This is a genomic window from Mycobacterium kansasii ATCC 12478, assembly GCF_000157895.3.
In the GTDB taxonomy this organism is placed as follows: domain Bacteria; phylum Actinomycetota; class Actinomycetes; order Mycobacteriales; family Mycobacteriaceae; genus Mycobacterium; species Mycobacterium kansasii.
Window position 1 is genome coordinate 4,375,843 of record NC_022663.1, and the last position, 23,700, is coordinate 4,399,542.

The 23,700-nt window shown below is 67.7% G+C and carries 19 protein-coding genes and 1 pseudogene; 16 read left to right on the forward strand and 4 right to left on the reverse strand.

Annotated features, from left to right (window positions below; translation table 11 throughout):
- The first annotated feature begins 123 nt into the window (after positions 1 to 123).
- A complete protein-coding gene (gene eccB, locus MKAN_RS19165; RefSeq protein ID WP_023371086.1) occupies positions 124 to 1,515 on the forward strand; it encodes a type VII secretion protein EccB in 1,392 nt (463 codons plus the stop codon).
- Here the strand turns inward: eccB and mycP are convergent.
- Both mycP and eccD read right to left on the reverse strand, forming a co-directional pair.
- Positions 1,477 to 2,847, reverse strand: a complete 1,371-nt coding sequence (gene mycP / locus MKAN_RS19170) for a type VII secretion-associated serine protease mycosin (RefSeq protein WP_023371088.1) — start codon at positions 2,845 to 2,847, stop codon at positions 1,477 to 1,479. The genes eccB and mycP overlap by 39 nt on opposite strands.
- On the reverse strand, positions 2,844 to 4,214 hold the full coding sequence (gene eccD / locus MKAN_RS19175) for a type VII secretion integral membrane protein EccD (protein ID WP_023371090.1): 1,371 nt from the start codon (positions 4,212 to 4,214) through the stop codon (positions 2,844 to 2,846). The genes mycP and eccD overlap by 4 nt, the downstream gene beginning before the upstream one ends.
- A gap of 115 nt (positions 4,215 to 4,329) precedes the next feature.
- On the opposite strand from eccD, the gene eccCb reads away from it, so the two are divergent.
- The 9 genes from eccCb to MKAN_RS19220 all read left to right on the forward strand — a co-directional run bounded on the left by eccCb (position 4,330) and on the right by MKAN_RS19220 (position 14,262).
- The gene (gene eccCb, locus MKAN_RS19180; protein WP_023371092.1) at positions 4,330 to 7,947 is read left to right on the forward strand and encodes a type VII secretion protein EccCb; all 3,618 of its coding nucleotides are present in this window, start codon (positions 4,330 to 4,332) and stop codon (positions 7,945 to 7,947) included.
- A complete protein-coding gene (locus MKAN_RS19185; RefSeq protein WP_036391542.1) occupies positions 7,944 to 9,173 on the forward strand; it encodes a type VII secretion-associated protein in 1,230 nt (409 codons plus the stop codon). The genes eccCb and MKAN_RS19185 overlap by 4 nt, the downstream gene beginning before the upstream one ends.
- A 73-nt stretch (positions 9,174 to 9,246) precedes the next feature.
- Positions 9,247 to 9,564 carry a WXG100 family type VII secretion target gene (locus tag MKAN_RS19190; protein ID WP_023371094.1) on the forward strand — a complete coding sequence of 106 codons (318 nt, stop codon included), beginning with the start codon at positions 9,247 to 9,249 and terminating at the stop codon, positions 9,562 to 9,564.
- Between the two features lie 22 nt (positions 9,565 to 9,586).
- Positions 9,587 to 9,889 (forward strand): WXG100 family type VII secretion target, encoded by a 303-nt coding sequence (locus MKAN_RS19195; protein WP_023371095.1) that lies wholly within the window; start codon positions 9,587 to 9,589, stop codon positions 9,887 to 9,889.
- 261 nt (positions 9,890 to 10,150) lie between these two features.
- Positions 10,151 to 10,594: a 50S ribosomal protein L13 gene (rplM, locus tag MKAN_RS19200; RefSeq protein ID WP_023371098.1), complete on the forward strand. Its 444-nt coding sequence runs from the start codon at positions 10,151 to 10,153 to the stop codon at positions 10,592 to 10,594.
- The gene (gene rpsI / locus MKAN_RS19205) at positions 10,591 to 11,043 is read left to right on the forward strand and encodes a 30S ribosomal protein S9 (protein ID WP_023371103.1); all 453 of its coding nucleotides are present in this window, start codon (positions 10,591 to 10,593) and stop codon (positions 11,041 to 11,043) included. The genes rplM and rpsI overlap by 4 nt, the downstream gene beginning before the upstream one ends.
- A 138-nt stretch (positions 11,044 to 11,181) precedes the next feature.
- On the forward strand, positions 11,182 to 12,519 hold the full coding sequence (glmM, locus tag MKAN_RS19210) for a phosphoglucosamine mutase (protein WP_023371105.1): 1,338 nt from the start codon (positions 11,182 to 11,184) through the stop codon (positions 12,517 to 12,519).
- A gap of 43 nt (positions 12,520 to 12,562) precedes the next feature.
- On the forward strand, positions 12,563 to 12,883 hold the full coding sequence (locus MKAN_RS19215; protein WP_023371107.1) for a hypothetical protein: 321 nt from the start codon (positions 12,563 to 12,565) through the stop codon (positions 12,881 to 12,883).
- A 2-nt stretch (positions 12,884 to 12,885) separates the two neighbouring features.
- A complete protein-coding gene (locus MKAN_RS19220) occupies positions 12,886 to 14,262 on the forward strand; it encodes a hypothetical protein (protein ID WP_023371109.1) in 1,377 nt (458 codons plus the stop codon).
- Positions 14,263 to 14,267: 5 nt separating this feature from the next.
- Here the strand turns inward: MKAN_RS19220 and MKAN_RS19225 are convergent, their stop codons facing one another.
- Positions 14,268 to 15,311, reverse strand: a complete 1,044-nt coding sequence (locus tag MKAN_RS19225) for an LLM class F420-dependent oxidoreductase (protein WP_023371111.1) — start codon at positions 15,309 to 15,311, stop codon at positions 14,268 to 14,270.
- Between the two features lie 693 nt (positions 15,312 to 16,004).
- Between MKAN_RS19225 and MKAN_RS19230 the strand changes: the two genes are divergently transcribed.
- Together MKAN_RS19230 and MKAN_RS33075 are read left to right on the forward strand one after the other, a co-directional pair.
- Positions 16,005 to 16,238 carry a dihydroneopterin aldolase gene (locus MKAN_RS19230; RefSeq protein ID WP_023371113.1) on the forward strand — a complete coding sequence of 78 codons (234 nt, stop codon included), beginning with the start codon at positions 16,005 to 16,007 and terminating at the stop codon, positions 16,236 to 16,238.
- A gap of 71 nt (positions 16,239 to 16,309) precedes the next feature.
- Positions 16,310 to 16,597 (forward strand): annotated as a pseudogene (locus MKAN_RS33075) (2-amino-4-hydroxy-6-hydroxymethyldihydropteridine diphosphokinase); the annotation flags it as partial.
- A gap of 365 nt (positions 16,598 to 16,962) precedes the next feature.
- On the opposite strand, the gene MKAN_RS19235 reads toward MKAN_RS33075, so the two are convergent.
- The gene (locus MKAN_RS19235; protein WP_023371115.1) at positions 16,963 to 17,802 is read right to left on the reverse strand and encodes a dienelactone hydrolase family protein; all 840 of its coding nucleotides are present in this window, start codon (positions 17,800 to 17,802) and stop codon (positions 16,963 to 16,965) included.
- Between the two features lie 230 nt (positions 17,803 to 18,032).
- Here MKAN_RS19235 and glmS point away from each other — a divergent pair, with 230 nt between their 5' ends.
- Genes glmS through gad form a run of 4 tightly spaced genes read left to right on the forward strand, consistent with a single transcriptional unit; the run spans position 18,033 to position 23,544 of the window.
- Positions 18,033 to 19,901: a glutamine--fructose-6-phosphate transaminase (isomerizing) gene (gene glmS / locus MKAN_RS19240; RefSeq protein ID WP_023371117.1), complete on the forward strand. Its 1,869-nt coding sequence runs from the start codon at positions 18,033 to 18,035 to the stop codon at positions 19,899 to 19,901.
- Positions 19,902 to 19,956: 55 nt separating this feature from the next.
- Positions 19,957 to 20,682 (forward strand): rhomboid-like protein, encoded by a 726-nt coding sequence (locus MKAN_RS19245; RefSeq protein ID WP_023371119.1) that lies wholly within the window; start codon positions 19,957 to 19,959, stop codon positions 20,680 to 20,682.
- A 30-nt stretch (positions 20,683 to 20,712) separates the two neighbouring features.
- A complete protein-coding gene (locus tag MKAN_RS19250) occupies positions 20,713 to 22,137 on the forward strand; it encodes a bifunctional ADP-dependent NAD(P)H-hydrate dehydratase/NAD(P)H-hydrate epimerase (RefSeq protein WP_036391548.1) in 1,425 nt (474 codons plus the stop codon).
- A gap of 24 nt (positions 22,138 to 22,161) precedes the next feature.
- Positions 22,162 to 23,544 (forward strand): glutamate decarboxylase, encoded by a 1,383-nt coding sequence (gene gad / locus MKAN_RS19255; RefSeq protein WP_023371123.1) that lies wholly within the window; start codon positions 22,162 to 22,164, stop codon positions 23,542 to 23,544.
- Positions 23,545 to 23,700 lie beyond the last annotated feature (156 nt).

The following is a 23,700-nucleotide window of genomic DNA, read 5'->3' on the forward strand; positions in this document are numbered from 1 at the left end:
ACGCCGAGATTTTACCCGCTACCGACCGCTACAAAACCTGCGACAAACTCTGGGCTGTGGATGAGTGACTGAAGAAGCTCCTGCTCAAGGCCTACTGTCTGGGGCATGGACGGTGGGAAGTAAATGCCCGGCCAATCGAGCGCGGGGCGGCATGTCAATGCCTACCGTTTTCTGCTCCGACGCCTGGAGTGTGTGTTGCTGCATCGGGATGGTGATCGGGCACTGCGCGCCCCCACGCTGGCGTTGGCGGTTGGCTGCGTGCTGGCGACCGTCGCGGCGGCGGCCTGCGCGATGGGCGCTGTGATGCAGCCTCAGCCGGGCCTCGGTGACGCGCACATCGTGATGGGCCGCGACACCGGGGCGCTGTACGTGCGAGTGGGCGATACCTGGCATCCGGTGCTGAACTTGGCCTCGGCGCGGTTGATCGCGGCGTCGGACGCCAATCCCCGGCGGGTCCGCGAGACCGAATTACGTCACACCAAACGCGGTCCGCTGCTGGGAATTCCGGGCGCACCACAGCTGATCGGACCGTCGCTGACCGCCGCCGAGTCGAGGTGGACCGTCTGCGACACCGATCGGGGAGAGGCAACCACGGTGCTGGTCGGTCCTGTTGCCGAGTCGTCGGTTCGCCGGCTGGCCGCTGAGCAGACGCTCCTGGTCACCGTCGGGTCCGGCACGCCGGCATTTCTGCTTTTTGACGGACGGCGGGCCGTGGTGGATCTTGCCGATTCCGCGGTGCTGCGGGCGCTGCGGCTGGAGGGCCGGACTCCGCGCGTCGTCTCGCAGTCTTTGCTCAGCGCCGTGCCGGAGGTCCCGTCGATCACCGCTCCGCCGATCAGCCACGCGGGTGAGCGGGGCATTGCCGGATTCTCCGTCGGCACTGTGCTGAGCATCACACGCGATGGCGGCGAAGAGTTCTACGTGGTGCTGAAAACGGGTGTCCAACGGGTCGGCCGGGTCGCCGCGGACCTGCTGCGGTTCAGCGACTCGCACGGCAACGTCCACGTCGTCGCCGTGGCACCCGATGTAATCCGCTCTGCCAAGGTCGCAGACATCCTGCCCCTGTCCACGTTTCCCGATGAGGTGGGAACGCCTCGTGACGACCGCGACACCACGTTGTGCGTGACGTGGCTGCCCGCGCAGTCGGGTCGACCCGACCTCGCGTTCCTGACCGGCAGCGGCCTACCGTTGCCCGCCGCGGCGGCCCCGGTAACGCTGGCGCAGGCCGATGGTCGCGGGCCCGCACTGGACGCGGTGTACCTGCCGGCGGGTCGCAGCGCCTACGCGGCTGCGCGCAGCTTGTCCGGCGCGGACGCCCGGACGGTTTGGCGCTACCTCGTCACCGACACGGGTGTGCGGTTCGCGATCCGCGACGACGAGGCTGCACGTCACCTCGGGCTGCCGGCGCCGGTCCCGGCGCCGTGGCCGATATTGGCGGCCCTGCCGCAGGGGCCCGAACTCGGCAGGCAGCAGGCGTCAATCCCCCACGACACTGTCGCGGCCGGACGGTCCTAGCCGGGGTTTGGTGGCTCCGAACGAGGCCAGAACCGCCACGAGCACCACCAGGCCGATGGCCGTCCCGCCCAGAGCCGCGTCACGGCTGTGGTGATCGGCAGGCACCGGCATCGTCGGGGCGGTGATCGGCGCGGCTGCGGCGTCGGGCTTGGCCGCGGGCGCCGGCGGCGGGGAATCCGTGCTCAGCGCGGCCAGCGCGTCGATGGTGCCGTTGCCGACCAGGGGATTCCATCCGGCCGGGGGGTGATGGGCGGTCGAGGTGATCCGCTGCATCACCTGGCGGGCGGTCAATGCCGGAAATCGGGCGCGAATCAAGGCGGCCAGCCCGCTGACGACGGGCGCGGCAAAACCGGTGCCGGACAGCGGCACCGAGCCATGTTGTCCGTCAAGGGCATTCACCACCCCGTCACCAACGGGGCTCAGCGAGGTCACTTCCTCGCCGGTGGCGGCGACGTCGACCCATGGCCCGGCAAGAGTGAACGACGACGGTGCGCCGGCCGGGTTCACCGACCCGACGGTCAGTACGTAGTCGTCATACCAGGCCGGACTGACCACGACCGTAACGGTGTCCCGGGAGACGTCGGGCCGCTGGCCCGGACATTGTGCGCCGCTGTCGGTGTTGCCGGCCGGGGCCACGACGACGGCATTCTTGACATCGACCGCATACGCCAGTGCGGCGCCCAGAGCGCGGTCGTCGAGCAATGGTGCGGCCGGGACACACGCCACCGACGAGATGTTGATCACCGACGCGCCGAGATCGGCTGCGGTACGGACGGCTTGCGCCATCGTGCCGACGTCACCGACCCCGGTGCCGGAGCGGTCGGCGACGGGAGCGAACTTGGCGCTGGACTGCCGGATGCTGATCACGGTGGCCTCGGGTGCTACCCCGCTGAACCCCTCCGCGCTGGAATCTGCTGCGCCGGCGATGATCCCGGCGACGAGGGTGCCGTGTGCGTCACAATCCCGGGTGCCGTCGCCGGTGGAGACGTAGTCGCCGCCGCCGACGAGGTGCGGCAGTCGTCGGTGCCGGGCCACGCCGGTGTCGATGACGGCGACCCGCTGGCCGGCCCCCCGGGTGAGCTGCCAGAGCTGAGGCAACTCGAGATCCGCGAGTTGTGCGGCGGCGCCGTCGCGGCCGGGTACCGCTGTGGCCCCGGTGCAGACCTCACGTTGCACCGTGGGTCGTGGCGGGGCCGGTGATGTGGCTGCGGGCAGCCATTTTTCGTCCACTCGCGGTGGCGACACCGCGTGCGCCGGCGGCGTCATCCACAGCGGCGCCATGGTCAGCGCTGCCACCAGCAGATGGGCGAGGCGCACCGTCGCGGTGTTCATATCAGCTCGAGGCCCCGAACGGCGCCGAAGACCCCACACGTCCAGCAGACCAGCGGCGCCACGGCGACCCATGCCGCCAACTCCAGCGCCTCGACGCCTCGCCGGGCGACGGGCGAGAGCGAGATCGCGGGAGCAACGAAGCCCGGAAACATCGCCGCCGCAGCCAGTATCGCCGTCAGCGCGGCGACCCAGACCCCGTGCTGCATCCAGTTCGCCGCTGCGATGAGAAACGCTGTTGTGCCAGTGACGATTCCGCTGATGACGAGCAGCAGCCACCGTGTCCGGTGGCGGTGTGCGCGGGCCCGCAGCAGCAACAGCGCGGCGGTGGTCGCGGCCAGGGGGACGGCGCGCTGCGTGGTCAGCGCGGCGACGAGTACCCCGATGGCGGCACAGCCGGAGAAGGTGGCCAGCAGGCTGGTCAGCCAGTTGTCGGCGCGCATCGACTTGGTGGCCAATACCTCGGCCGGCGGCAGTTCGTCGCCGTCATCGTGGTCAGGCGCCGGTGGCAGCCGCGGCGACAAGCCCGCCAACGCAATGGACATCCGCCCGCACACTTCCAGCAGACCCAACGATGCCAGCGCGGTCGACGAAGCGATGACGTACCGCGGTGCCGCGCTCAACACCCCGGCCAGCGCGGCGACCGCGATGACGGTCGCGCATCCGGCTACAGCGGTCAAAGTGACCACACCACAGCCGGTTACGCGGATGGCCAGCGTCGCTGCGACGGCTGCCCCCGTGGCGGCGAGCATGGCGTGCGGCATACCCGGGGCACCGGGCACCGCCAGCAGACCGGCAACCGCGACGAAGACCGTGGCGATCACGCTCAACGTGAGTGCGGCGATCGGGTCGCGGTGGATCCGGTGTGCAATGCCCGCAAGCAGCAGAGCGATCACGCCGGCTGCCGCCGCGACACCCGCCGTCGCGCCGTGTTGAACGCCGGCGCGCAACGCATCCAGAATTAGCACCCCGGACCCGGCACCGGTCACCACGCCGGCGGCCATCGAACCGGTGAGCCGAGCTGCGCGGCGACAAGGACGGTGGGCCGCGGAGCCCAGCACGGCCGACACCGCCTCGGCCAGGTCGTCGTGGCGTTGGACGGGCGGCTCGGGAACGGACCGGCTGAGCACCAGCACGGCACCGTCGCGGATATCGCTTTCCGCCAGTGTCGTCGCCGATGCGAGTCTGTCCCCGCCCGGCGTGCACAGGTGGTAGCCCGTCGCGGTGTCCCGCGGGATGCGATCGCCCAGGATGTCGATGATCGGCGGAATCAACGCCGCGACCGGAAGCGCTGCGGGCAGTGACAGGTCGACGACCGTGGTGCCGGCATGAACCGCGACGCGGCGCAGTCCCGGATCGGCTGCAGACAACGGAGCTCCCCTCAGATTCGGTCCAGCGGACTTTAACCGGATTCCGCCGGAGTCGTTTCCGGCTGTGCACAGGTGACTTGCGGCCGGTCGCGGTGCTGCCTAGCGTCGTCGCACTGTGTCAACCGAAGTGGTGGTCGCCGCGCCACCGGAGGTGCCGCCATCCGCATCACCGGGTCTGCTGGTACGCGTTGCGCCGCTTGCGATATCGGTGGTGATGCTCGGCATTACGGCAGCAGCCTTCCTTTCGGGATCGCCGGCAACCCGCAGCCCGGTGTTTCTGGCGTTCCCGGCGATGACGGTGGCGTCGCTGGTCGTCACCGCGGTAACCGGCCTCGGTCGCGGCCGCGATGGCAGCCTGGACGGCGAGCGCCTGGACTACCTCCGATACCTAACCGGCCTGCGCGCAACGGTCACCGAAATCGCTGTGGCACAGCATTACTCACTGAACTGGCAGCATCCCGAGCCCGAGTGGCTGTTCACCCTGGTCGGTGGACCGCGGATGTGGGAGCGCCGCCAGGCCGATCCCGACTTCTGCCGCGTACGTATCGGCCGTGGAACCCGGCCGCTGGCAACCCGTTTGGTGGCTTCGCAGCTGCCGGCCGGGCAGCGAGCCGACATGGTCACCGTGACCGCGCTGCGCCGTTTCCTACGCGCGCATTCGGCGATTACCGAGGCACCCCTGGCGATCTCGTTACGCGATGCCGTCACCATCGAGGGCGACGCGGTCCTGGTACGCGGGCTGATCCGCGCGATGGTCTGTCAACTCGCGGTGCTGCACCCGCCGGATCAGCTGCTGATAGCAGCGGTGGCCAGCGACCTGAATCGGGGACACTGGGACTGGCTGAAGTGGTTGCCGCACAACCAACACCAACGTTGTGTCGACGCGCTGGGCTCGGCTCGGATGGTGTATGCCACTTGGGCGGCTGCACACGCCTCGCTCGGCGGTGCAGCGCTGCCGACCGTGGTGATCGTCGACACCGACGAACCCGCCGGCGCCTTCCCCCCCGGCTCGATGATCCTCGCGGTCGGCCGCTGCGGTAACGGTTCGGCCATGGTGATCCGGCATGGCGGCGAGGCCGAGACACCGGCACGCGCGGACCGGCTGGAACCCGTCGACGCGCTGGTATGCGCGCGCCTGCTGGCGGCGTACGGGGCCGGCGACGGAACTGACCGCAGTACCGTCGGCTCAGAATGGGCCAACCTGCTCGGCATCGGTGAGGTCGATGCCTTTGACCCGGCCGCCCGGTGGCGCAACCAGAACGCCCGAGACCGGCTCCGTGCTCCGATCGGTATCGCGGTCGACGGTACCCCGGTCGAACTGGACATCAAGGAACCCGCCGAAAGAGGTATGGGACCGCACGGCCTGTGTGTCGGCGCCACCGGGTCGGGAAAGTCGGAACTGTTGCGCACCGTCGCACTGGGCATGATGGCACGCAATGGTCCCGAGGTGCTCAACCTGCTGCTGATCGATTTCAAAGGTGGCGCAACGTTTCTCGACCTGGCCCAGGCACCGCATGTGGCCGCGGTCATTACCAATCTGGCCGACGAGGCGCCGCTGGTCGCCCGGATGCAAGAGGCCCTGGCCGGCGAGATGAACCGTCGGCAACAGTTGCTGCGGACGGCCGGCAACTTTGTCAGCGTGGCCGCCTACGAGAACGCGCGCCACGGTGGCGCTCGACTGTCCGCCCTGCCGACGCTGTTCATCATCGTCGACGAGTTCTCCGAGCTGCTGAGCCAGCACCCCGATTTCGCCGAGGTATTCGTCGCGATCGGCCGGCTCGGACGCTCGCTGGGGATGCATCTGCTGCTCGCCAGTCAGCGGCTCGACGAGAGCAGGTTGCGTGGGCTGGAAGCCCACCTGTCCTACCGGGTATGCCTGAAGACGTTGTCCCCCAGCGACTCACGGGCCGTGTTGGGAACTCTCGACGCCTACGAGTTGCCCAACACGCCGGGCGCCGGCTGGCTGCGCACGGCCACCGGGGAGCTGACCCACTTCCAGACCGCGTTCGTTTCGGCACCGCTGCCGCCGCCCGGGGCTGCGGCTCGATCGGCCCCGCCGCAGGAGGTGCGGCTGTTCACGTCGCAGCATGCCGGGGCGGTCACGGGCGCCACCGAGGCGAGTGCCGAGCCCGCGCGCAGCGTGTTTCATGCCGTGTTGGACCGATTGGCCGGTCACGGTCCACCCGCACACCAAGTCTGGTTGCCGCCGCTGCGGGAGGCGCCGCCGCTGGGTGCCCTGTTGGCCGACGATGCGCGGCGCGAGCTGATGGTGCCGATCGGGGTCGTGGACCGGCCGTTTCACCAGTCCCGCGCGCCGCTGACTGTCGACTTGTCCGCGGCCGCAGGGCATGTCGCGGTCGTGGGCGCGACCCGATCGGGCAAGTCGACCGCCTTGTGCACACTGATCACCGCATTGGCGGCCACCCACGATGCGGGCCGCGTCCAGTTCTATTGCCTGGACTTCGGCGGCGGGGTCCTGGCCACGATCCGCGACCTACCGCATGTGGGGGCGGTTGCCGGACGGTCGGAGCCGGAGTTGGTCCGGCGCATGGTCGCCGAGCTGGAGTCGGTGCTGCGGTCGCGCGAGTCATCGGCATGCGAGCAAGACGGGAGCTGCGACCGGCCCGCCGACGTGTTCCTGGTGGTCGACGGCTGGGCAACGGTGCGCCATGAATTCGGCGAACTGGAGGAGCCGATCACCGCGCTGGCGGCGCACGGCCTTTCATTCGGGATTCACGTGATGGTGTCGGCGTCGCGATGGGCGGAGATCCGGCCGTCGCTGAAGGATCAAATCGGCACCCGGGTCGAGCTGCGTCTCGGCGACCCCGCCGATTCCGAAGTGGACCGCAGGCAGGCGCAGCAGGTGCCCCGCGACCGGCCGGGACGCGGCCTTGCGCCCGACGGTTCGCACATGTTGGTAGCCCCGCCGGGGCGGAACGGAGTCGATATGTGTCGCCACCGCGGCGACGCGGTAGCGCCGCCGATACCGTTGTTGCCCGCGCGGGTGGACTACGACACCGGCCAGTGCCTCGCGGCCGGCCAGCGCATCCTGCTCGGTCTCGAGGAGCGCGAACTGCAGCCCGCCGCAATCGATTTCGAACATCAATCCCATCTGGTGATTTTCGGCGACAACGAGTGCGGGAAGTCGGCCACGCTCCGCCTGCTGTGCCGGGAGATCGTCCGGGCCAGAACGCCTGCTCAGGCCCGACTTTTCATCGTCGACTACCGGCGCGCCCTGCTCGGTGTTGTCGAGTCACAACACCTCGGGGGGTATGCCATGTCGGTGCGGGCATTGGATGCAATGCTGCCGGGCGTGGTATCGCTGCTACAGCAACGAATGCCGCCCGCCGAGGTGAGCCAGACGCAGTTGCGTAACAGGTCCTGGTGGGCCGGACCCGACATCTATCTGGTGGTCGACGACTACGACCTGGTCACCACAACCGCGGGTAACCCACTGCTGGCTGTGGTCGAATACCTGCCGTATGCAACGGATCTCGGACTGCACCTGGTGATTGCGCGGCGCAGCGGCGGAGCCGCACGAGCCATGTTCGAGCCACTGCTGGCGGGTCTGCGTGACTTCGGCTGCATGGCGCTGATGATGAGCGGACGTCCGGAGGAAGGCGCGTTGTTCGGCACGAGCCGCCCGGGCCCGTTGCCCGCGGGCCGCGGTGTCCTGATAGGCCGAACCGGTGACGAGCGACGGGTCCAGGTGGCGTGGAGTCCGGCGCCATGAGCACGCATCCTGTGGTGATCGAGGCCGGCCCCGGCGCCATCCGCCGACTGTGTTGTGACGCAGGCGTTCTCACCGACACGGAGGTACGCGCGGCTGCCCTGGATGCGATCGACGACCCGGTGGCGCTGGTCGCCGAGCGGCCGGTCGCCGTCGCGGCGCTGTGGTCGGCCACGTTGCGCAGACTGGCGTGCGACCACGGCCACGGCATGGTCGTCGTGCATCCGTCATGGTGGCCGGTGGCGCGGGTGGGTGTGGTCACCAGGGCGGCCCGGGCGGTGGCTGCGGGTGACCTCGTGGTGCGGCCGCGGTCGTGGCTGCTCACCCGAGCCGCCGCTGAGGTCGCCGCTGAGGTCGCCGCGGAAGCCGTCGTGGTGGAGATCGCGGACGGGTTGGTGGCTGTCGTCGACTCCGACGTGATGACCGCCGTGCCGCGCTTGGCGAAGGATCGGGTGGTGGCCGACGAGGTCGCCGGGGTTGTCGCCGGCATGACCCGGGGCACCGGGGCCGCGGTGGTCATCGACGTGCCCGGCACTATAGCGGGAGCGGCTGCGCTCGCGACGGCGATCGCTGGTGCGCTGCGCGGTCGCCAAGCCGTCGCCGAGGTCGATGATGCTCGACTGTCGCGGCTGGCGAAGGAGGTGCCGGAGAAGCCGACGGGGCCCTCGGATGGGTCCCCGCGTGTGGAGCGTGGAGCCCGCGCCGGCAGGTTCGCGGGGCTAGCGGCTGCTGGCGTCGCCCTGACGGTGCTGGTGGTAGCTGCAACGGCGCATCACGGTGCCACGGCGGTGCCGGTGGCGCCGACGACGTTTCTGGTGGAGGGCCGCGTCGCGCTCATTGCTCCCGCCGGCTGGCCAACGCAGCGGGTGATCGGCGGGCCGGGTTCGGCTCGAGTACAGCTCACGTCGCCGACAGATCCCGAGGTGGCGTTGCACATCACCCAATCGCAGGTGCCCGGGGAAACGCTGACGCAGACCGTCGAACGGTTGCGACGGGCCGTCGACGCCGAACCAGCCGGTGTGTTCGTCGACTTCAACCCGTCCGGCGTCAGCGCCGGCCGGCCCTCGGTGACCTACCGCGAGCTGCGCGCCGGACATGACGTGTGGTGGACGGTGTTGCTCGACGGCGGCGTCCGGATCAGCATCGGATGCCAGAGCAGACCCGGTGCCCAGGACGCCGTCCGCGACGTCTGTGAACGTGCCGTGCGGTCGGCGCATGCGGTCGGCTGAGCCGGGGAAATTTGGACGGAACCGAATCGCGTCGCCCGTAGTCGTACATGGTGTCAGCAACTGGAAGGGAAATATGGTGAGCCCGAACGCACTGAATGCCGATTTCGACCTGATGCGGTCGGTCGCGGCCACGACGGACGCGCGCAACGAGGAAATCCGGGCAATGCTGCAGGCATTCATCGGCCGGATGAGCAGCGTGCCGCCGTCGATCTGGGGCGGGATGGCGGCAGCGCGATTCAAAGGCGTGGTGGATCGCTGGCACGCCGAGTCGACGAGGCTGTACCACGTGCTGCATGCGATCGCCGAAACGATTCGGCACAACGAGGCCGTGCTGCGTGATGCCGGTCAAAGCCATGCCCTCCACATCGCCGCAGCCGGCGGGGAGCTGTGACGGAGAGGACCCAGCATCCGATATGACCACAGAACCGGCCTTGTCGTACAACTTCGACGCCATCGAATACAGCGTTCGTCAGGAGATCCACGCCACCTCGGCGCGTTTCAACGCCGCGCTCGAGGAGCTGAGATCCCACATCGCGCCGTTGCAGCAACTTTGGACTCGGGAAGCGGCGGCCGCATACCAACTCGAGCAGCTCAGGTGGCATCAGGCTGCCAGCGCCCTCAACGAGATCCTGGTCGACTTGGGAAATGCCGTCCGCGACGGCGTCGCGGAGGTGGCGCACGCCGACCGCCGGGCAGCCGGCATGTGGGCACGCTAGGCGACGCCTGAAGCTCTGTGCGGTCCCGGCGGAGGAGAGCCGTCGGGACCGCACAGTGATGTTGAACTGCGACGGTCATGACCTGCGGCGATTTTGACCTGCGGGGATGGCCGTCGGTAAGCTGCTCGGTTGGCGTGCGGTACGCCGGGGCCTCGGGTCAATGTCGGTCGCCGAGAACTTGCCCCCGTGGACCCACCAGGTCCACCTGACCGGCACCCGGGTCGCACCGGGATCCGCCCGAGAGAAAGTGTGGTAAGCGCTGTGCCTACATACGCGCCCAAGGCGGGTGACACCACGAGGTCGTGGTACGTCATCGACGCCACGGACGTGGTGCTTGGCCGCCTTGCCGTCGCAGCGGCCAACCTGCTGCGCGGCAAGCACAAGCCGACGTTCGCGCCCAATGTCGACGGTGGCGACTTCGTCATCATCGTCAACGCCGACAAGGTCGCCATCAGCGGCGACAAACTGCGCCACAAAATGGCTTACCGCCACTCGGGATATCCCGGTGGCCTGCGCAAGCGCACCATCGGCGAGCTGATGCAAAAGCATCCGGATCGAGTGGTGGAAAAGGCGATCGTCGGGATGCTGCCCAAGAACAAGCTGAGCCGTGAGATCCAGCGCAAGCTCCGCGTCTACGCCGGGCCGGAGCATCCCCACACCGCGCAGCAGCCGGTTCCGTTCGAGATCAAGCAGGTGGCGCAGTGACCGAAATCAGCGAGGCTCCCGCCGTCGAGAGCCAGCCAGTCCATCACGAATCGTTCGTGTTCGAACGCCCCATCCAGACAGTAGGGCGCCGTAAGGAAGCCGTGGTACGGGTGCGTCTGGTGCCCGGCACCGGCAAGTTCGACCTCAACGGCCGCACCCTGGAGGACTACTTCCCCAACAAGGTGCACCAGCAGCTCATCAAGGCTCCGCTGGTCACGGTCGACCGGGTGGAAAGCTACGACATCTTCGCCCACCTCAACGGCGGCGGCCCGTCGGGCCAAGCTGGGGCGTTGCGCCTGGGCATAGCCCGCGCGCTGATCCTGGCCAACCCGGAGGACCGGCCCCCGCTGAAGAAGGCCGGGTTCCTCACCCGCGACCCGCGTGCCACCGAGCGCAAGAAGTACGGGCTGAAGAAGGCCCGCAAGGCGCCTCAGTACAGCAAGCGCTGATCGAACATCACTTTCTGGCCGCAAACGTGCCTTTTATGCATTGTGTGCGGCGTGTCGGCGTACCTGCGGGCACGGTTTCGGCGAGAAAGAAATGGGCACCTTTGGGTGCAAGACGTCAACTGTGAGAGGTTTGTCCGCATGGGTCGACTATTTGGCACCGACGGTGTGCGCGGGGTCGCCAACCGCGAGCTGACCGCGGAGTTGGCCCTGGCGCTGGGCGCCGCCGCCGCGCGGCACCTAGCGAGCCCGGGTAGACCGGGCCGGCGGGTTGCCGTGGTCGGCCGCGATCCACGGGCCAGCGGCGAAATGCTGGAGGCTGCCGTGATCGCCGGGCTGACCAGCCAGGGTGTGGACGCGCTGCGGGTCGGGGTGCTTCCGACGCCGGCGGTGGCCTACCTGACCGGCGCCTACGACGCCGACTTCGGGGTGATGATCTCGGCGTCGCACAACCCGATGCCCGACAACGGCATCAAGATCTTCGGCGCCGGCGGCCAGAAACTCGACGACGACACCGAGGATCAGATCGAGAACCTGGTGGCATCCGGTCCCGGGTTGCGTCCGGTCGGCGCGGGGATCGGCCGTGTCGTCGACGCCGAGGATGCGGCGGAACGTTACCTGCGTCAGGTGAGCAAGGCCAGCACCACCCCGCTCGACGGTCTCACCGTGGTCGTCGATTGTGCCCACGGCGCCGCGTCGGCGGTGGCGCCGCGCGCGTATCGCGCCGCCGGGGCCACAGTCATCGCGATCAACGCCGAGCCCAACGGAGTCAACATCAACGACGCCTGCGGATCGACAGACCTGGATAGCCTGCGGGCGGCGGTCATCGCGCATCGTGCCGACCTGGGTCTGGCACACGACGGAGATGCCGACCGCTGCCTGGCGGTCGACGCCAACGGTGAGCTCGTCGACGGCGACGCCATCATGGTGGTGCTGGCGCTGGCCATGCAGGAAGCCGGCGAATTGACCGCCGACACGCTGGTGACCACCGTGATGAGCAACCTCGGCCTGCATCTGGCCATGCGCGCCGCCGGCGTCACCGTGCGCACCACCGCCGTCGGTGACCGTTACGTCCTGGAGGAATTGCGCGCCGGCGACTACAGCCTGGGCGGTGAGCAATCCGGCCATATCGTGATGCCGGCGCTGGGATCGACCGGAGACGGTATCGTCACCGGGCTGCGGCTGATGACCCGTATGGTGCAGACCGGCTCGTCGCTCGCCTCCCTGGCATCGGCAATGCAGACGTTGCCCCAGGTGCTGATCAACGTCGAGGTTGCCGACAAGGTCACTGCCGCCGCCGCGCCGTCGGTCCAGACGGCCGTCGACCGGGCTGCCGCAGAGCTGGGCGACACTGGCCGAATCCTGTTGCGTCCCTCTGGAACTGAGCCGATGATTCGCGTCATGGTGGAGGCGGCCGACGAGGACGTCGCACGGCGGCTGGCGGCCGGCGTCGCCGATGCGGTCAGCGCCGCGCGCTGAATTTCGGCGGAACCCGGGCGCCGTATCCGGCGTCGAACCAAGTATGAGACTCGATCATGGAAGTAGCTACGCCGGCAGCGCTATTGACGTGGCGGCGGTGTTCGCGGTCGCCGACAGGATCAGCACTGCGGCCGAGCTTGTCGACGAGGCTGCCGTAAACCTTCTGTCCCGGTTGACGTTTTGCGGTGCCCGGGCCGGCCGGGCGCATTTGCAGCAGGGCGAGGCGTTGCGCACCGCCATGGACCGGCTGGGCGCCGAATTGTCGCAGTGGTCACGGGCGGCCGCGGAGATCGCCGTCGCACTGCGTGCCGGCGCCGTGCGCTATGCCGATGCCGATGTGTCCGCCGCGGCCCGGATCGCCTGATTGTGGCCAACCGGCTAGACGTCGCCGAACGCCTCGCGGAGGGCCGGCCGGCGCTCGAACGAACCGAGACCTACGTGCGGGCCTGCCAGCAGCTTGGCTACCACCACCCGGACCTGACGTCGCGGCCCGGCCAGATCAGCGACTGGTACGACAGCGAGGAGGGGCTGGACCTGTATGCGCTCGACGCGGACTGCGCACAGCTGCGGGCAGTGGGTACCGCGATCACCGAGGCGCTGCGGATACAGCGTGCGCAGGTGCTCGAGCTGGCGGCCGCATGGGCGGGACCCGGAGCCGACGCCGCGGTTCGTTTTCTACAGGGGCATTGCGATGACGCAACCACCCTGGCCACCGAGGTGCGCGCGGCGGCACAGCGTTGCGAGTCATTGCGCGACAACCTGTGGCAGCTGATCGACTCCAAGGTGGCGACGGCCATCGCCATCGACGATCGCACGCTCGTAGAGCGGCCGGTGTGGTCGGCCGCGGCCGGTACGGTGCTGGCCGGAGCGGGAGAGCGTCACATGGCCGAGGAGGTGCTTCGCGGCCAGGTAATTCCCTACGTAGACAACGATATTCGCGGCGACTGGCTGACTGCGATGCGTTCAACTCTGGCCGGGATGACAGCGTCCTACGACATGGTCACCGACCGGTTGGCAGCCGCACCGCGGGTGTGTTTCGAGACTGCCGGAGACCTCGGCCCCGGCTGGTCCGCATGGCCGATCGCGCCGAAAGCGGCAGCTATACCCGCCGGGGGCATGCTGGACACCCTGCCGTCGGATCCGGCGCCGGCTCAGAATGCGGTTGCGCCGGCGACCTCCGCAGCCCCGACCACCGCGCCGACGCCGTCGGGACTGGGAGCCGCGATGGGCGATGGTGCGGCGGCTCCGCTCGACGGCTCGGGCGGACTCGGGGGAGCCGGCGGGCTGGGTGAACTTGCCGGCCGAATTGTCGACGCGATGGTGGACCTGCTGGCGACGGCGACCGGACCGCTTGCCGACCCCTTGGGTTCGGAGAGTCCGGCCGTGCCCGACGATCCCATGGGTGACGACGACGCCGACGATGCCGGACCCGACGAGGCGGGAAAGATAGCCGACGCCAAAGAGGCCGGCGAAGCGGGCGAGCCGGGGTCTGGCACGGGGACCGACGGCACCGCGGCTGCAATGCCACCGGTCGCGCGACTACCGTCCGGCGCCGAACCGCCGGCTGTCGGTACAGCGCCGGACGCTGAACCGCCGGCCGCCGGGCCGCTGGTGACTGAACCGCCGGCCGGCGGACCATCGCCAGCGTCAGCTCCGGTCAACGGGTCGCCACCGCAGCCGGCCACGAATGGGTCGACGCCCTGCGAGATCGCCGCGGACGAGCTTCCGAAGGCCGGACAGTGACCGGGTCAGGAGGGACGCAGGCTTAGCAGTTCCTCGACATAGCGCACCGCTTCACCGGAATCGCCGGTCACCGGTCTGACCAACAGCGTGGTGACGCCGGCGTCGGCGAAGGCAGCCAGTCGTTCGGCGACGTGGCCCCGCGGCCCGATCAGCGAGATCCCGCGCACCAGCTCGTCAGGAACCGCGTCTATCGCCTCTCGTTTGCGGCCGGCCAGATACAGGTCCTGGATCCGGTCTGCGGCCGCCCCGAAGCCGTAGCGGGTGGCCAGGCTGTGATAAAAGTTGCGGCCTTTGGCGCCCATGCCGCCGATGTAGAGGGCCAGTTGCGGTTTGGTCCACCCCAGCCGTTCATCGACATCCTCCCCGATCGCCAGCGAGGTACCGACCATCACGTCCAGCGGTCCCAGCGCAGGATCTCGGTTGGCGGCGCCGGCAGCCAGCGCTGCTCCCCAGACCCCGTGAGCCTTCGCCGGGTAGAAGAAGACCGGCTGCCAGCCCTCCGCGATCTCCGCCGTCAGCTCGACGTTCTTCGGTCCCAGCGCGGCGATCGATATCGGAATGCGTTCCCGCACAGGATGGTTGATGAGCTGCAGCGCTTTACCCAAACCTGTTCCGCGATCGGAGGGTAGCGGGATCTGGTAATGCTTGCCCGCGTAGTGCAGCCGTTCCCGGCGCCAGATCCGCCGGCAGATTTCCACCACCTCGCGGGTACGGCCAATCGGGGCGTCGAATTCGACGCCATGGAAGCCCTCGATCACTTGCGGTCCGGACGTGCCGATTCCGAGGTGGAAGCGGCCGTCGGACACGAAGTCCAGGCCGGCGGCGGTCATCGCCAGCAGCGACGGCGTGCGGATATAGATCGGGAGTATCCCGGAGGCCAATTCCACGCGGGTTGTCCTGGCCGCCAGATACCCCAGGTGGCTGATGGCGTCAAAGGAATACGCCTCAGCCACCACTGCGATGTCGATGCCGGACTTCTCCAGTTCGACGACGCGGTCGACGGCTTCGTGAAAGCCGCCCGAGTAGTCCAGGGCGATGCCGATTCGCATCAACGACACTTACCACGGCGACACGGGAACACGCGCTGCGGTACCCCCGCCCGGTGCCGTCGCGGTTGATGAATCCGTACATCAGCGGTGCGGGTCGAATTCTCTCGGGAAGCTGTGGCTTTGACTATTTTGACGGTGGAGTCGTCGCCGCCCACTCCGAGTCGTTATCTTCGCAGTGTTCGAGGACCGGCCGCACCGCTCGGGGGTTGGACTGAATTCAGCCGCCGTCGGCAATCCGGTTAAGTCACGGACCGGCGTCCTCCGCGATACGGTTCCCACCAGGCAACGTCTGCGTGACCTCGCATCGAAGGGACTTAGCGTGGCGGTTACCGCCTGCCTGTTGGTAGCCGTTTTCGACCTGAGTCCAGAACCGAAGACGTTGGCACCCGAGCCTGCCCGCGATGTGCGCGTTAACGGGATCGCTCCACACCCGATTTCGTTTCGCCGGTCGATTCCGAGGGACATGAGCGGATCCGGGCCGTCATTGCAGGAAATCTCCTCGAGCTGCCTGGTCGACCAAGTAACATCCCGGTGCTGTTCCATCTCAAAAACGTTTTGTTGCCGGCCAGGTCGGTTGTGTCGATGGTGGATTTAGGCTAGGAGAAAATTCCTATGTCCGATAGGCTCGACAAAATCTATATCCGCGATCTAGCGTTGCGGTGCATCATCGGGTCGTGATGTGGGCCGATCGCCGTGGCGGGCCAAACGGATGATATCCACGATACCGTCTATTACAAGCGGATCACCAAAGCCATCTTGACCGCCATTGAGCCTTCTAGCTACCGCCTGATCGAAAAGATGGCGCAGGCGGTGGCGGATATTTGTCTCGCCGATCCGTTCGTGGAGAAAGTGAAGGTAACCGTCGATAAGCCTGGCGCCCTGCGCTTTGCCAGGTCTCCGGCGGTATCAATTTATCGAGAGCGTTAGAAGCATGGCCCGCAATCGCGTTTTCTCAGCGTTGCCTTAGCATCCAGCCGGAGGCCAACCTTTTTCGGGCGATGACGGAATTGGAAAGGTTCTGCTCCATCAGAGCTTTGTCGCGCTGTTTCAGAACGGACGCGATTCCCGCTCCAGACCAAGCTCCTGCCGAAGATTTGCATTATTACATCAACTCCGTTGCCCTGGTGCAAACGGACTGCGACGCCCTGGCTCTTAAGTTCGGGGTTTTGCGATCCATCGAAGCCCACCTTGGTCGTGTGCGGACCGTCGACAAATACGCCTCCCGTACCCTGGATCTCGATATTTTACTGTTCAATGACGCGATCATCCAAGCCGCGAGTATGGAAATTCCCGATTCTGACATCAAACAAAGGTGGTTCCTGGCCCAGGGCGTCCTCGATATCGATTCGCGGATTACTTTACCGGCAGATTCCCAACCGCTCCGGGTCTATCTCCAGCCCCTCCTCGATCGGTTGGCGGCCCACGGCCAAGCTGTTACGGAAGACCAGGTCCTACGGGAGAAGATTCGTGCGCTCATCACCGAAACGTCAATCCGACGACCGACCCGTCTGTTTGCACAGGTCGAATTTTTGATGTTGATTGGAGTCGGGCCGCATTGCCCAGCTTTTCCTACAGATTCCCAGCTCCGATGTTTTCGTGCGGCTGACATCCCGGTTTGTCGTGTTCGGGTCGGTGTTGCCCGCGACACGCCTTACTTCAGCAGCGTGACGATCTTCTCTTCGGGAGTCACTGGAGGAGCTTCCGGGTCCAGCGCGTCCGTCTTGGGCAGTTGCGCATCGGGATCGGCGAACTCGCGATATGCCTTGTCGCCGCCGAGGGTGTACAGCAGATATCCGGTGAGCAGCGCCCGAACGAAACGCTGCGTCCTGCGGTCCGCGCCGGCCAGGCCGACCACCTTCGTCAGCCGCCTGCCCTCGACCAGGCCACCGGCCTTGGCTTTGCTGACGATGCGCAGCGTGGCCGCGTCCCAGACCTGCGACAGCTCGAGGGCGTTGGACGTCAACGTCTTGGGATCTCCTGGTGCGCTCATGATCAGGCCCGGGACTTTGAGTGTCGCTGCGGGTTGCTCCGGCGGGGGAGCGGTCACTGTCGGAAAGATCGCCGCCACGGCTGCCGACTTGGCGGGCATGCCGGCCGCCGCGAACACCGCGGCCGAGCCGCCGAAGCCGTGTCCCACCAGCCCCAGCTTGGCGGGGTGCACGCTGATCTTGCCGGGTCCCAGCCGCACCCCCGCCACGATGTCGAGCGCAACGCCCAGGTCGAAGGCCAGGTTCAGCACCGACGGCGCGAGGCCCCGTTGGGTATCGGGAGCTCCGGTCACGATGCCCCATGACGCGAGGTGTTCCAGCAGGCCCGAATAGCGGGTGGCGGAGGTCAGCCAGTCGTGGCCGAAGGCGATACCGGGTAGGTTGAGCCCGGCTTCCGGGGTGTACACCACGCCCGGTAGGCCGGCATAGGCGAGGTCACCGCGCAGGACGCGGTGGGGACCACGGCGGCTGAGGGCGGCGAAGAGCTTGCGGGTGCGGGCCACCCGTCGACGTTAGCGGTGACTCCGAGGATGGGTCCAGTGGTCCCACGGCGTCGTCACGATAGCGCTGACGCGCTCCGGCTGCACTACCTCGGTCTGCCTCGTGCAGGCGCCTTGGGGGGCGCCTGCACTACCTCGGTCTGCCTCGTGCAGGCGCCTTGGGGGGCGCCTGCACTACCCTGGTCTGCCTCGTGCAGGCGCCTTCGGGGGCGCCTGCACTACCCTGGTCTGCTATGTGCGGAATTGTCGGCTACGTGGGGCAGCGTCCTGCCTGCGAGGTCGTCCTGGACGCGCTGCGTCGGATGGAGTACCGCGGCTACGACTCCTCGGGCATGGCGGTGGTCGACGGTGAGGGCAAGCTCACGGTGCGCCGTCGTGCCGGCCGGCTGGCCAACCTGGAGGCGGCGGTGGCCGACATGGCGCCGTCCGAGTTGACCGGCACCACCGGCTTGGGTCACACCCGCTGGGCCACCCACGGTCGTCCCACCGATCGCAACGCGCACCCGCACCGCGACGCCGCCGGCAAGATCGCGGTCGTCCACAACGGCATCATCGAGAACTTCGCCATGTTGCGCCAGGAGCTGGAGACGGGCGGTGTGGAGTTTGCCAGCGACACCGACACCGAGGTCGCGGTGCACCTGGTGTCGCAGGCGTATCACCAGGGCGACACGGCCGGCGATTTCGTTGCCTCCGTACTGTCCGTGCTGCGCCGGCTGGAGGGCCACTTCACCCTGGTGTTCGCCAACGCCGACGATCCCGGCACCATCGTCGCGGCCCGCCGCTCGACTCCGCTGGTGCTCGGTATCGGCGACGGCGAGATGTTCGTCGGCTCCGACGTGGCCGCGTTCATCGAACACACCCGCCACGCGGTCGAACTAGGCCAGGACCAGGCGGTGGTGATCACCGCGGACGGCTACCGGATTATCGACTTCGACGGCAACCCCGATGACGCGAGTGCGCGTGAGTTTCATATCGACTGGGACCTGGCCGCCGCGGAAAAGGGTGGCTACGAGTACTTCATGCTCAAAGAGATCGCCGAACAGCCCACCGCGGTGGCCGACACATTGCTGGGGCATTTCGTGGGCAACCGGATCGTGCTCGACGAACAACGCCTGAGCGATCAGGAACTGCGCGACATCGACAAGGTGTTCGTGGTGGCCTGCGGCACGGCGTACCACTCCGGGCTACTCGCCAAATACGCGATCGAGCACTGGACGCGACTGCCGGTGGAAGTGGAGTTGGCCAGCGAATTCCGCTACCGCGACCCGGTTTTGGACCGCAGTACCCTGGTCGTGGCGGTCTCGCAGTCCGGGGAAACCGCCGACACGCTGGAGGCGGTCCGCCACGCCAAGGAGCAGAAGGCCAAGGTGCTGGCCATCTGCAACACCAACGGCTCCCAGATCCCACGGGAGTGCGACGCGGTCCTTTACACCCGCGCGGGCCCGGAGATCGGCGTCGCCTCCACCAAGACGTTCCTGGCCCAGGTCACCGCCAACTACCTGCTCGGTCTGGCCTTGGCGCAGGCCCGTGGCACCAAATACCCCGACGAGGTGGAACGCGAGTACCGCGAGCTGGAGGGGATGCCCGATCTGGTGGCCCGGGTCATCTCCGGCGTCAAGCCGGTGGCCGACCTGGCCTACCGGTTCGCGCAGTCATCGACGGTACTGTTCCTGGGTCGCCATGTCGGCTACCCGGTGGCGCTGGAAGGTGCGCTCAAACTCAAGGAACTGGCCTACATGCACGCCGAGGGTTTCGCGGCCGGTGAGCTCAAACACGGCCCGATCGCCCTGATCGAAGACGACCTGCCGGTGATCGTCATCATGCCCTCGCCCAAGGGCTCGGCCACGCTGCACGCGAAGCTGCTGTCCAATATCCGCGAGATCCAGACCCGGGGCGCGGTGACCATCGTGATCGCCGAGGAGGGCGACGACACGGTGCGTCCCTACGCCGATCACCTGATCGAAATCCCCGCCGTGTCAACACTTTTGCAACCGCTGCTGTCGACCATCCCGCTTCAGGTGTTCGCCGCTGCGGTCGCCCAGGCCCGGGGTTACGACGTGGACAAGCCGCGCAACCTGGCCAAGTCCGTCACCGTGGAGTAGCGGACGCACGGCCCGACCCTTCACGCGGCAACGCCAGGCATGCAAAAGTTGACGCGTGACGAATGCATCGGTGTCGGCGCGAGTGCGCAGCTGGGCGCTCGTGGTGTGGCATTTCGTCAGCAACGCGCCACTGACGTACACCTGGCTGTTGGTACTGGCGATCACGACGATCATCCAGAACCAGCTCACCGGGCGGCAGTTGCACAGCGTCCTGCTGCACCGGTCGACCAACATCAGGCACCTGGGGCGAGATCCGCTGGAGGTGCTGTTCTCCAGCCTGTTGTGGATCGACGGCCGGAACCTGGAGCCCTACCTTTTACTGTTCACGCTGTTTCTCGCTCCCGCCGAGCATTGGCTTGGCCAGTTGCGTTGGCTCACAGTAGGACTGACCGCTCACATCGGCGCTACCTACTTCAGCGAGGGTTTGCTCTACTTCGCGATCCAAATGCGTGACGCGTCCGAACGTCTGGTGCAGTCGCGCGACATCGGGGTCAGCTACTTCCTGGTGGGGGTGATGGCCGTACTGACCTATCACATCGCCAAGCCGTGGCGGTGGGGCTACCTGGGCGTGCTGTTCGTCATCTTCGGCTTCCCGCTGATCACCATGGACAAGACCGAGCTGGACTTCACCGCGATCGGACACTTCACGGCCATCCTCATCGGCCTGGCCTTCTATCCGATGGCTCGAGAACGCCAACGGCCGGCGTGGAATCCGGCGAGGCTCAAGGAGATTTTCCGCAAGCGAGGCTCGCAGGAGGCGCCGGCCCCCCATACCGTCTAAGCCACTTGCACGCATGGAATGCTGACACCGATGCGGCATTACTACTCTGCAGACGAGATCCGCGACGCCGAAGCACCGCTATTGGCCAGCCTGCCCGACGGCGCACTGATGCGGCGGGCGGCCTACGGATTGGCCACCGAGATCATTCGGGAGCTGACCCACCGCACCGGCGGGGTTGCCGGCCGCCGGGTGTGTGCGGTCGTCGGATCCGGTGACAACGGCGGTGACGCGCTGTGGGCAGCCACCTTCCTGCGCCGTCGCGGGGCGTCGGCCTGCGCGGTGCTGCTCAACCCGGAACGTACCCACCGTAAGGCGTTGGCGGCGTTCACCAAAGCCGGCGGCCGCGTCGTCGAAAAGGTTTCTGCCGCAACCGATCTCGTTGTCGACGGGGTGGTGGGCATCTCCGGTTCCGGGCCGCTGCGGCCCGCGGCGGCCGAGGTGTTCGCCGCCGTGCACGACGCCGGGATCCCGGTGGTCGCCGTCGACATCCCCAGCGGTGTCGACGTGGCGACCGGGGCGATCACCGGTCCCGCGGTGCGTGCCGCGCTGACCGTCACCTTCGGTGGCCTCAAACCGGTCCACGCGCTGGCCGATTGCGGTCACGTCGTGCTCGTCGATATCGGTCTCGACCTGCCCGACACCGATCTGCGGGGGTTTCAAGCCGCCGACGTACTCGCGCGCTGGCCGGTACCCGGCCCCGACGACGACAAGTACACCCAGGGCGTCACCGGTGTCCTGGCCGGGTCCTCGACGTATCCGGGTGCGGCGGTGCTGTGCACCGGTGCAGCTGTTGCGGCCACCTCGGGGATGGTCCGCTACGCCGGCAGCGCCCATGCCGAGGTGCTCGCGCACTGGCCCGAAGTGATCGCGTCACCCACCCCGGCGGCGGCCGGACGAGTGCAGGCCTGGGTTGTCGGGCCGGGACTGGGTACCTCAGACGAGGAGGCCGCCGGGGCATTGTGGTTCGCGCTGGAAACCGACCTGCCCGTCCTGGTCGACGCCGACGGGCTGACCATGCTGGCGGCCCACCCGGAATTGGTGGTCAATCGCCGGGCACCGACGGTCCTCACGCCGCATGCCGGTGAATTCGCCAGGCTGGCCGGCGCACCTCCCGGCCCCGATCGGGTCAGCGCGTGTCGTAAGCTCGCCGACACCTTCGGCGCCACCGTGCTGCTCAAGGGGAACGTCACCGTCATCGCCGACCCCGGCGGCCCGGTGTACCTGAGTCCGGCCGGGCAATCCTGGGCGGCCACCGCCGGTTCCGGTGACGTGCTGTCCGGGATGATCGGTGCGCTGCTGGCATCGGGGCTTGCGCCGGCCGAGGCGGCCGCGGCCGCGGCCTTCGTGCATGCCCGAGCGGCCCGGCTTTCGGCCGTCGATCCCGGGCCCGGCGGTGCGCCGACATCCGCATCACGAATCCTGCACCACATCAGGGCCGCCCTGGCTGCTCTGTAGATATCCACAACGAAAGGATCCGCCGTGTCCCGCAGCCACCCGTCCGTGCCCGCGCACTCGATTGCTCCGGCCTACACCGGGCGGATGTTCACCGCCCCTATCCCGGCGCTCCGGTTGCCCGAGGAATCGATGGATCCGGAAGCCGCCTACCAGTTCATCCACGACGAGCTCATGCTCGACGGCAGTTCGCGGCTGAACCTGGCCACCTTTGTCACCACCTGGATGGACCCTGAGGCTGGGCAGCTGATGGCCGAGACGTTCGACAAGAACATGATCGACAAAGACGAATACCCGGCGACCGCGGCCATCGAGTCCCGCTGTGTATCCATGGTGGCCGACCTTTTCCATGCCGAGGGGCTGCGCGACGACGACCCGGGCAGCGCCACCGGGGTGTCGACGATCGGCTCCAGTGAGGCGGTAATGCTGGGTGGGCTGGCCATGAAGTGGCGTTGGCGGGCAAGGACCAAGGACTGGAAGGGTCGCACACCCAACCTGGTGATGGGCTCCAACGTGCAGGTGGTGTGGGAGAAGTTCTGCCGGTACTTCGACGTCGAACCCCGTTATCTGCCGATGGAGAAAGGGCGCTACGTCATTACTCCCGAACAGGTCATCGATGCCGTCGACGAGGACACCATCGGTGTGGTGGCGATTCTGGGCACCACCTACACCGGTGAGCTGGAGCCGGTCGCCGAGATCTGCGCGGCGCTGGACGGGCTGGCAGCCCGCGGCGGGGTGGACGTCCCCGTGCACGTCGACGCCGCCAGCGGCGGCTTCGTGGTGCCGTTCCTGCATCCGGACCTGCAGTGGGACTTCCGGCTGCCCCGGGTGGTGTCCATCAACGTCAGCGGCCACAAGTACGGGCTGACCTATCCCGGCGTCGGGTTCGTGGTGTGGCGCGGCCCCGAATATCTGCCCGAGGAACTGGTGTTCCGGGTCAATTACCTGGGCGGGGACATGCCGACGTTCACGCTGAACTTCTCTCGTCCGGGCAACCAGGTTGTCGGCCAGTATTACAACTTCCTGCGGCTGGGCCGCGAGGGTTACACCAAGGTCATGCAGGCGCTGTCGCAGACGGCGCGGTGGCTCGGCGAGCAGCTGGAGGGCGCCGAGCATTGCGAGTTGATCTCGGACGGTTCGGCGATTCCGGTGGTCGCCTTCCGGCTCGCCGGGGACCGCGGTTACACCGAGTTCGACCTCTCGCACGAGTTGCGGACGTGCGGATGGCAGGTGCCGGCATACACCATGCCGGACAACGCCACCGACATCTCCGTACTGCGCATTGTGGTGCGGGAAGGACTGTCCGCCGACCTGGCCCGGGCATTGCATGACGACATCTCTACCGCGGTGCGAACCCTGGACAAGGTCAAGCCCGGCGGGCATTACGACGCCCAGCACTTCGCGCATTAGCGCCGACCCGCCGGGAGGCGGGCGCGCCGCGGCGGCGTCATGTCGCATCCGTCACATTGGCTCCGCCGGGGACGGTGCGCGTTGTGCCCACCTTGCAGCGACAGGTGAGGTTGTCGCTGCAAGGCGGGCAGATCTCGTGCCTGCCAACCCGGGAAC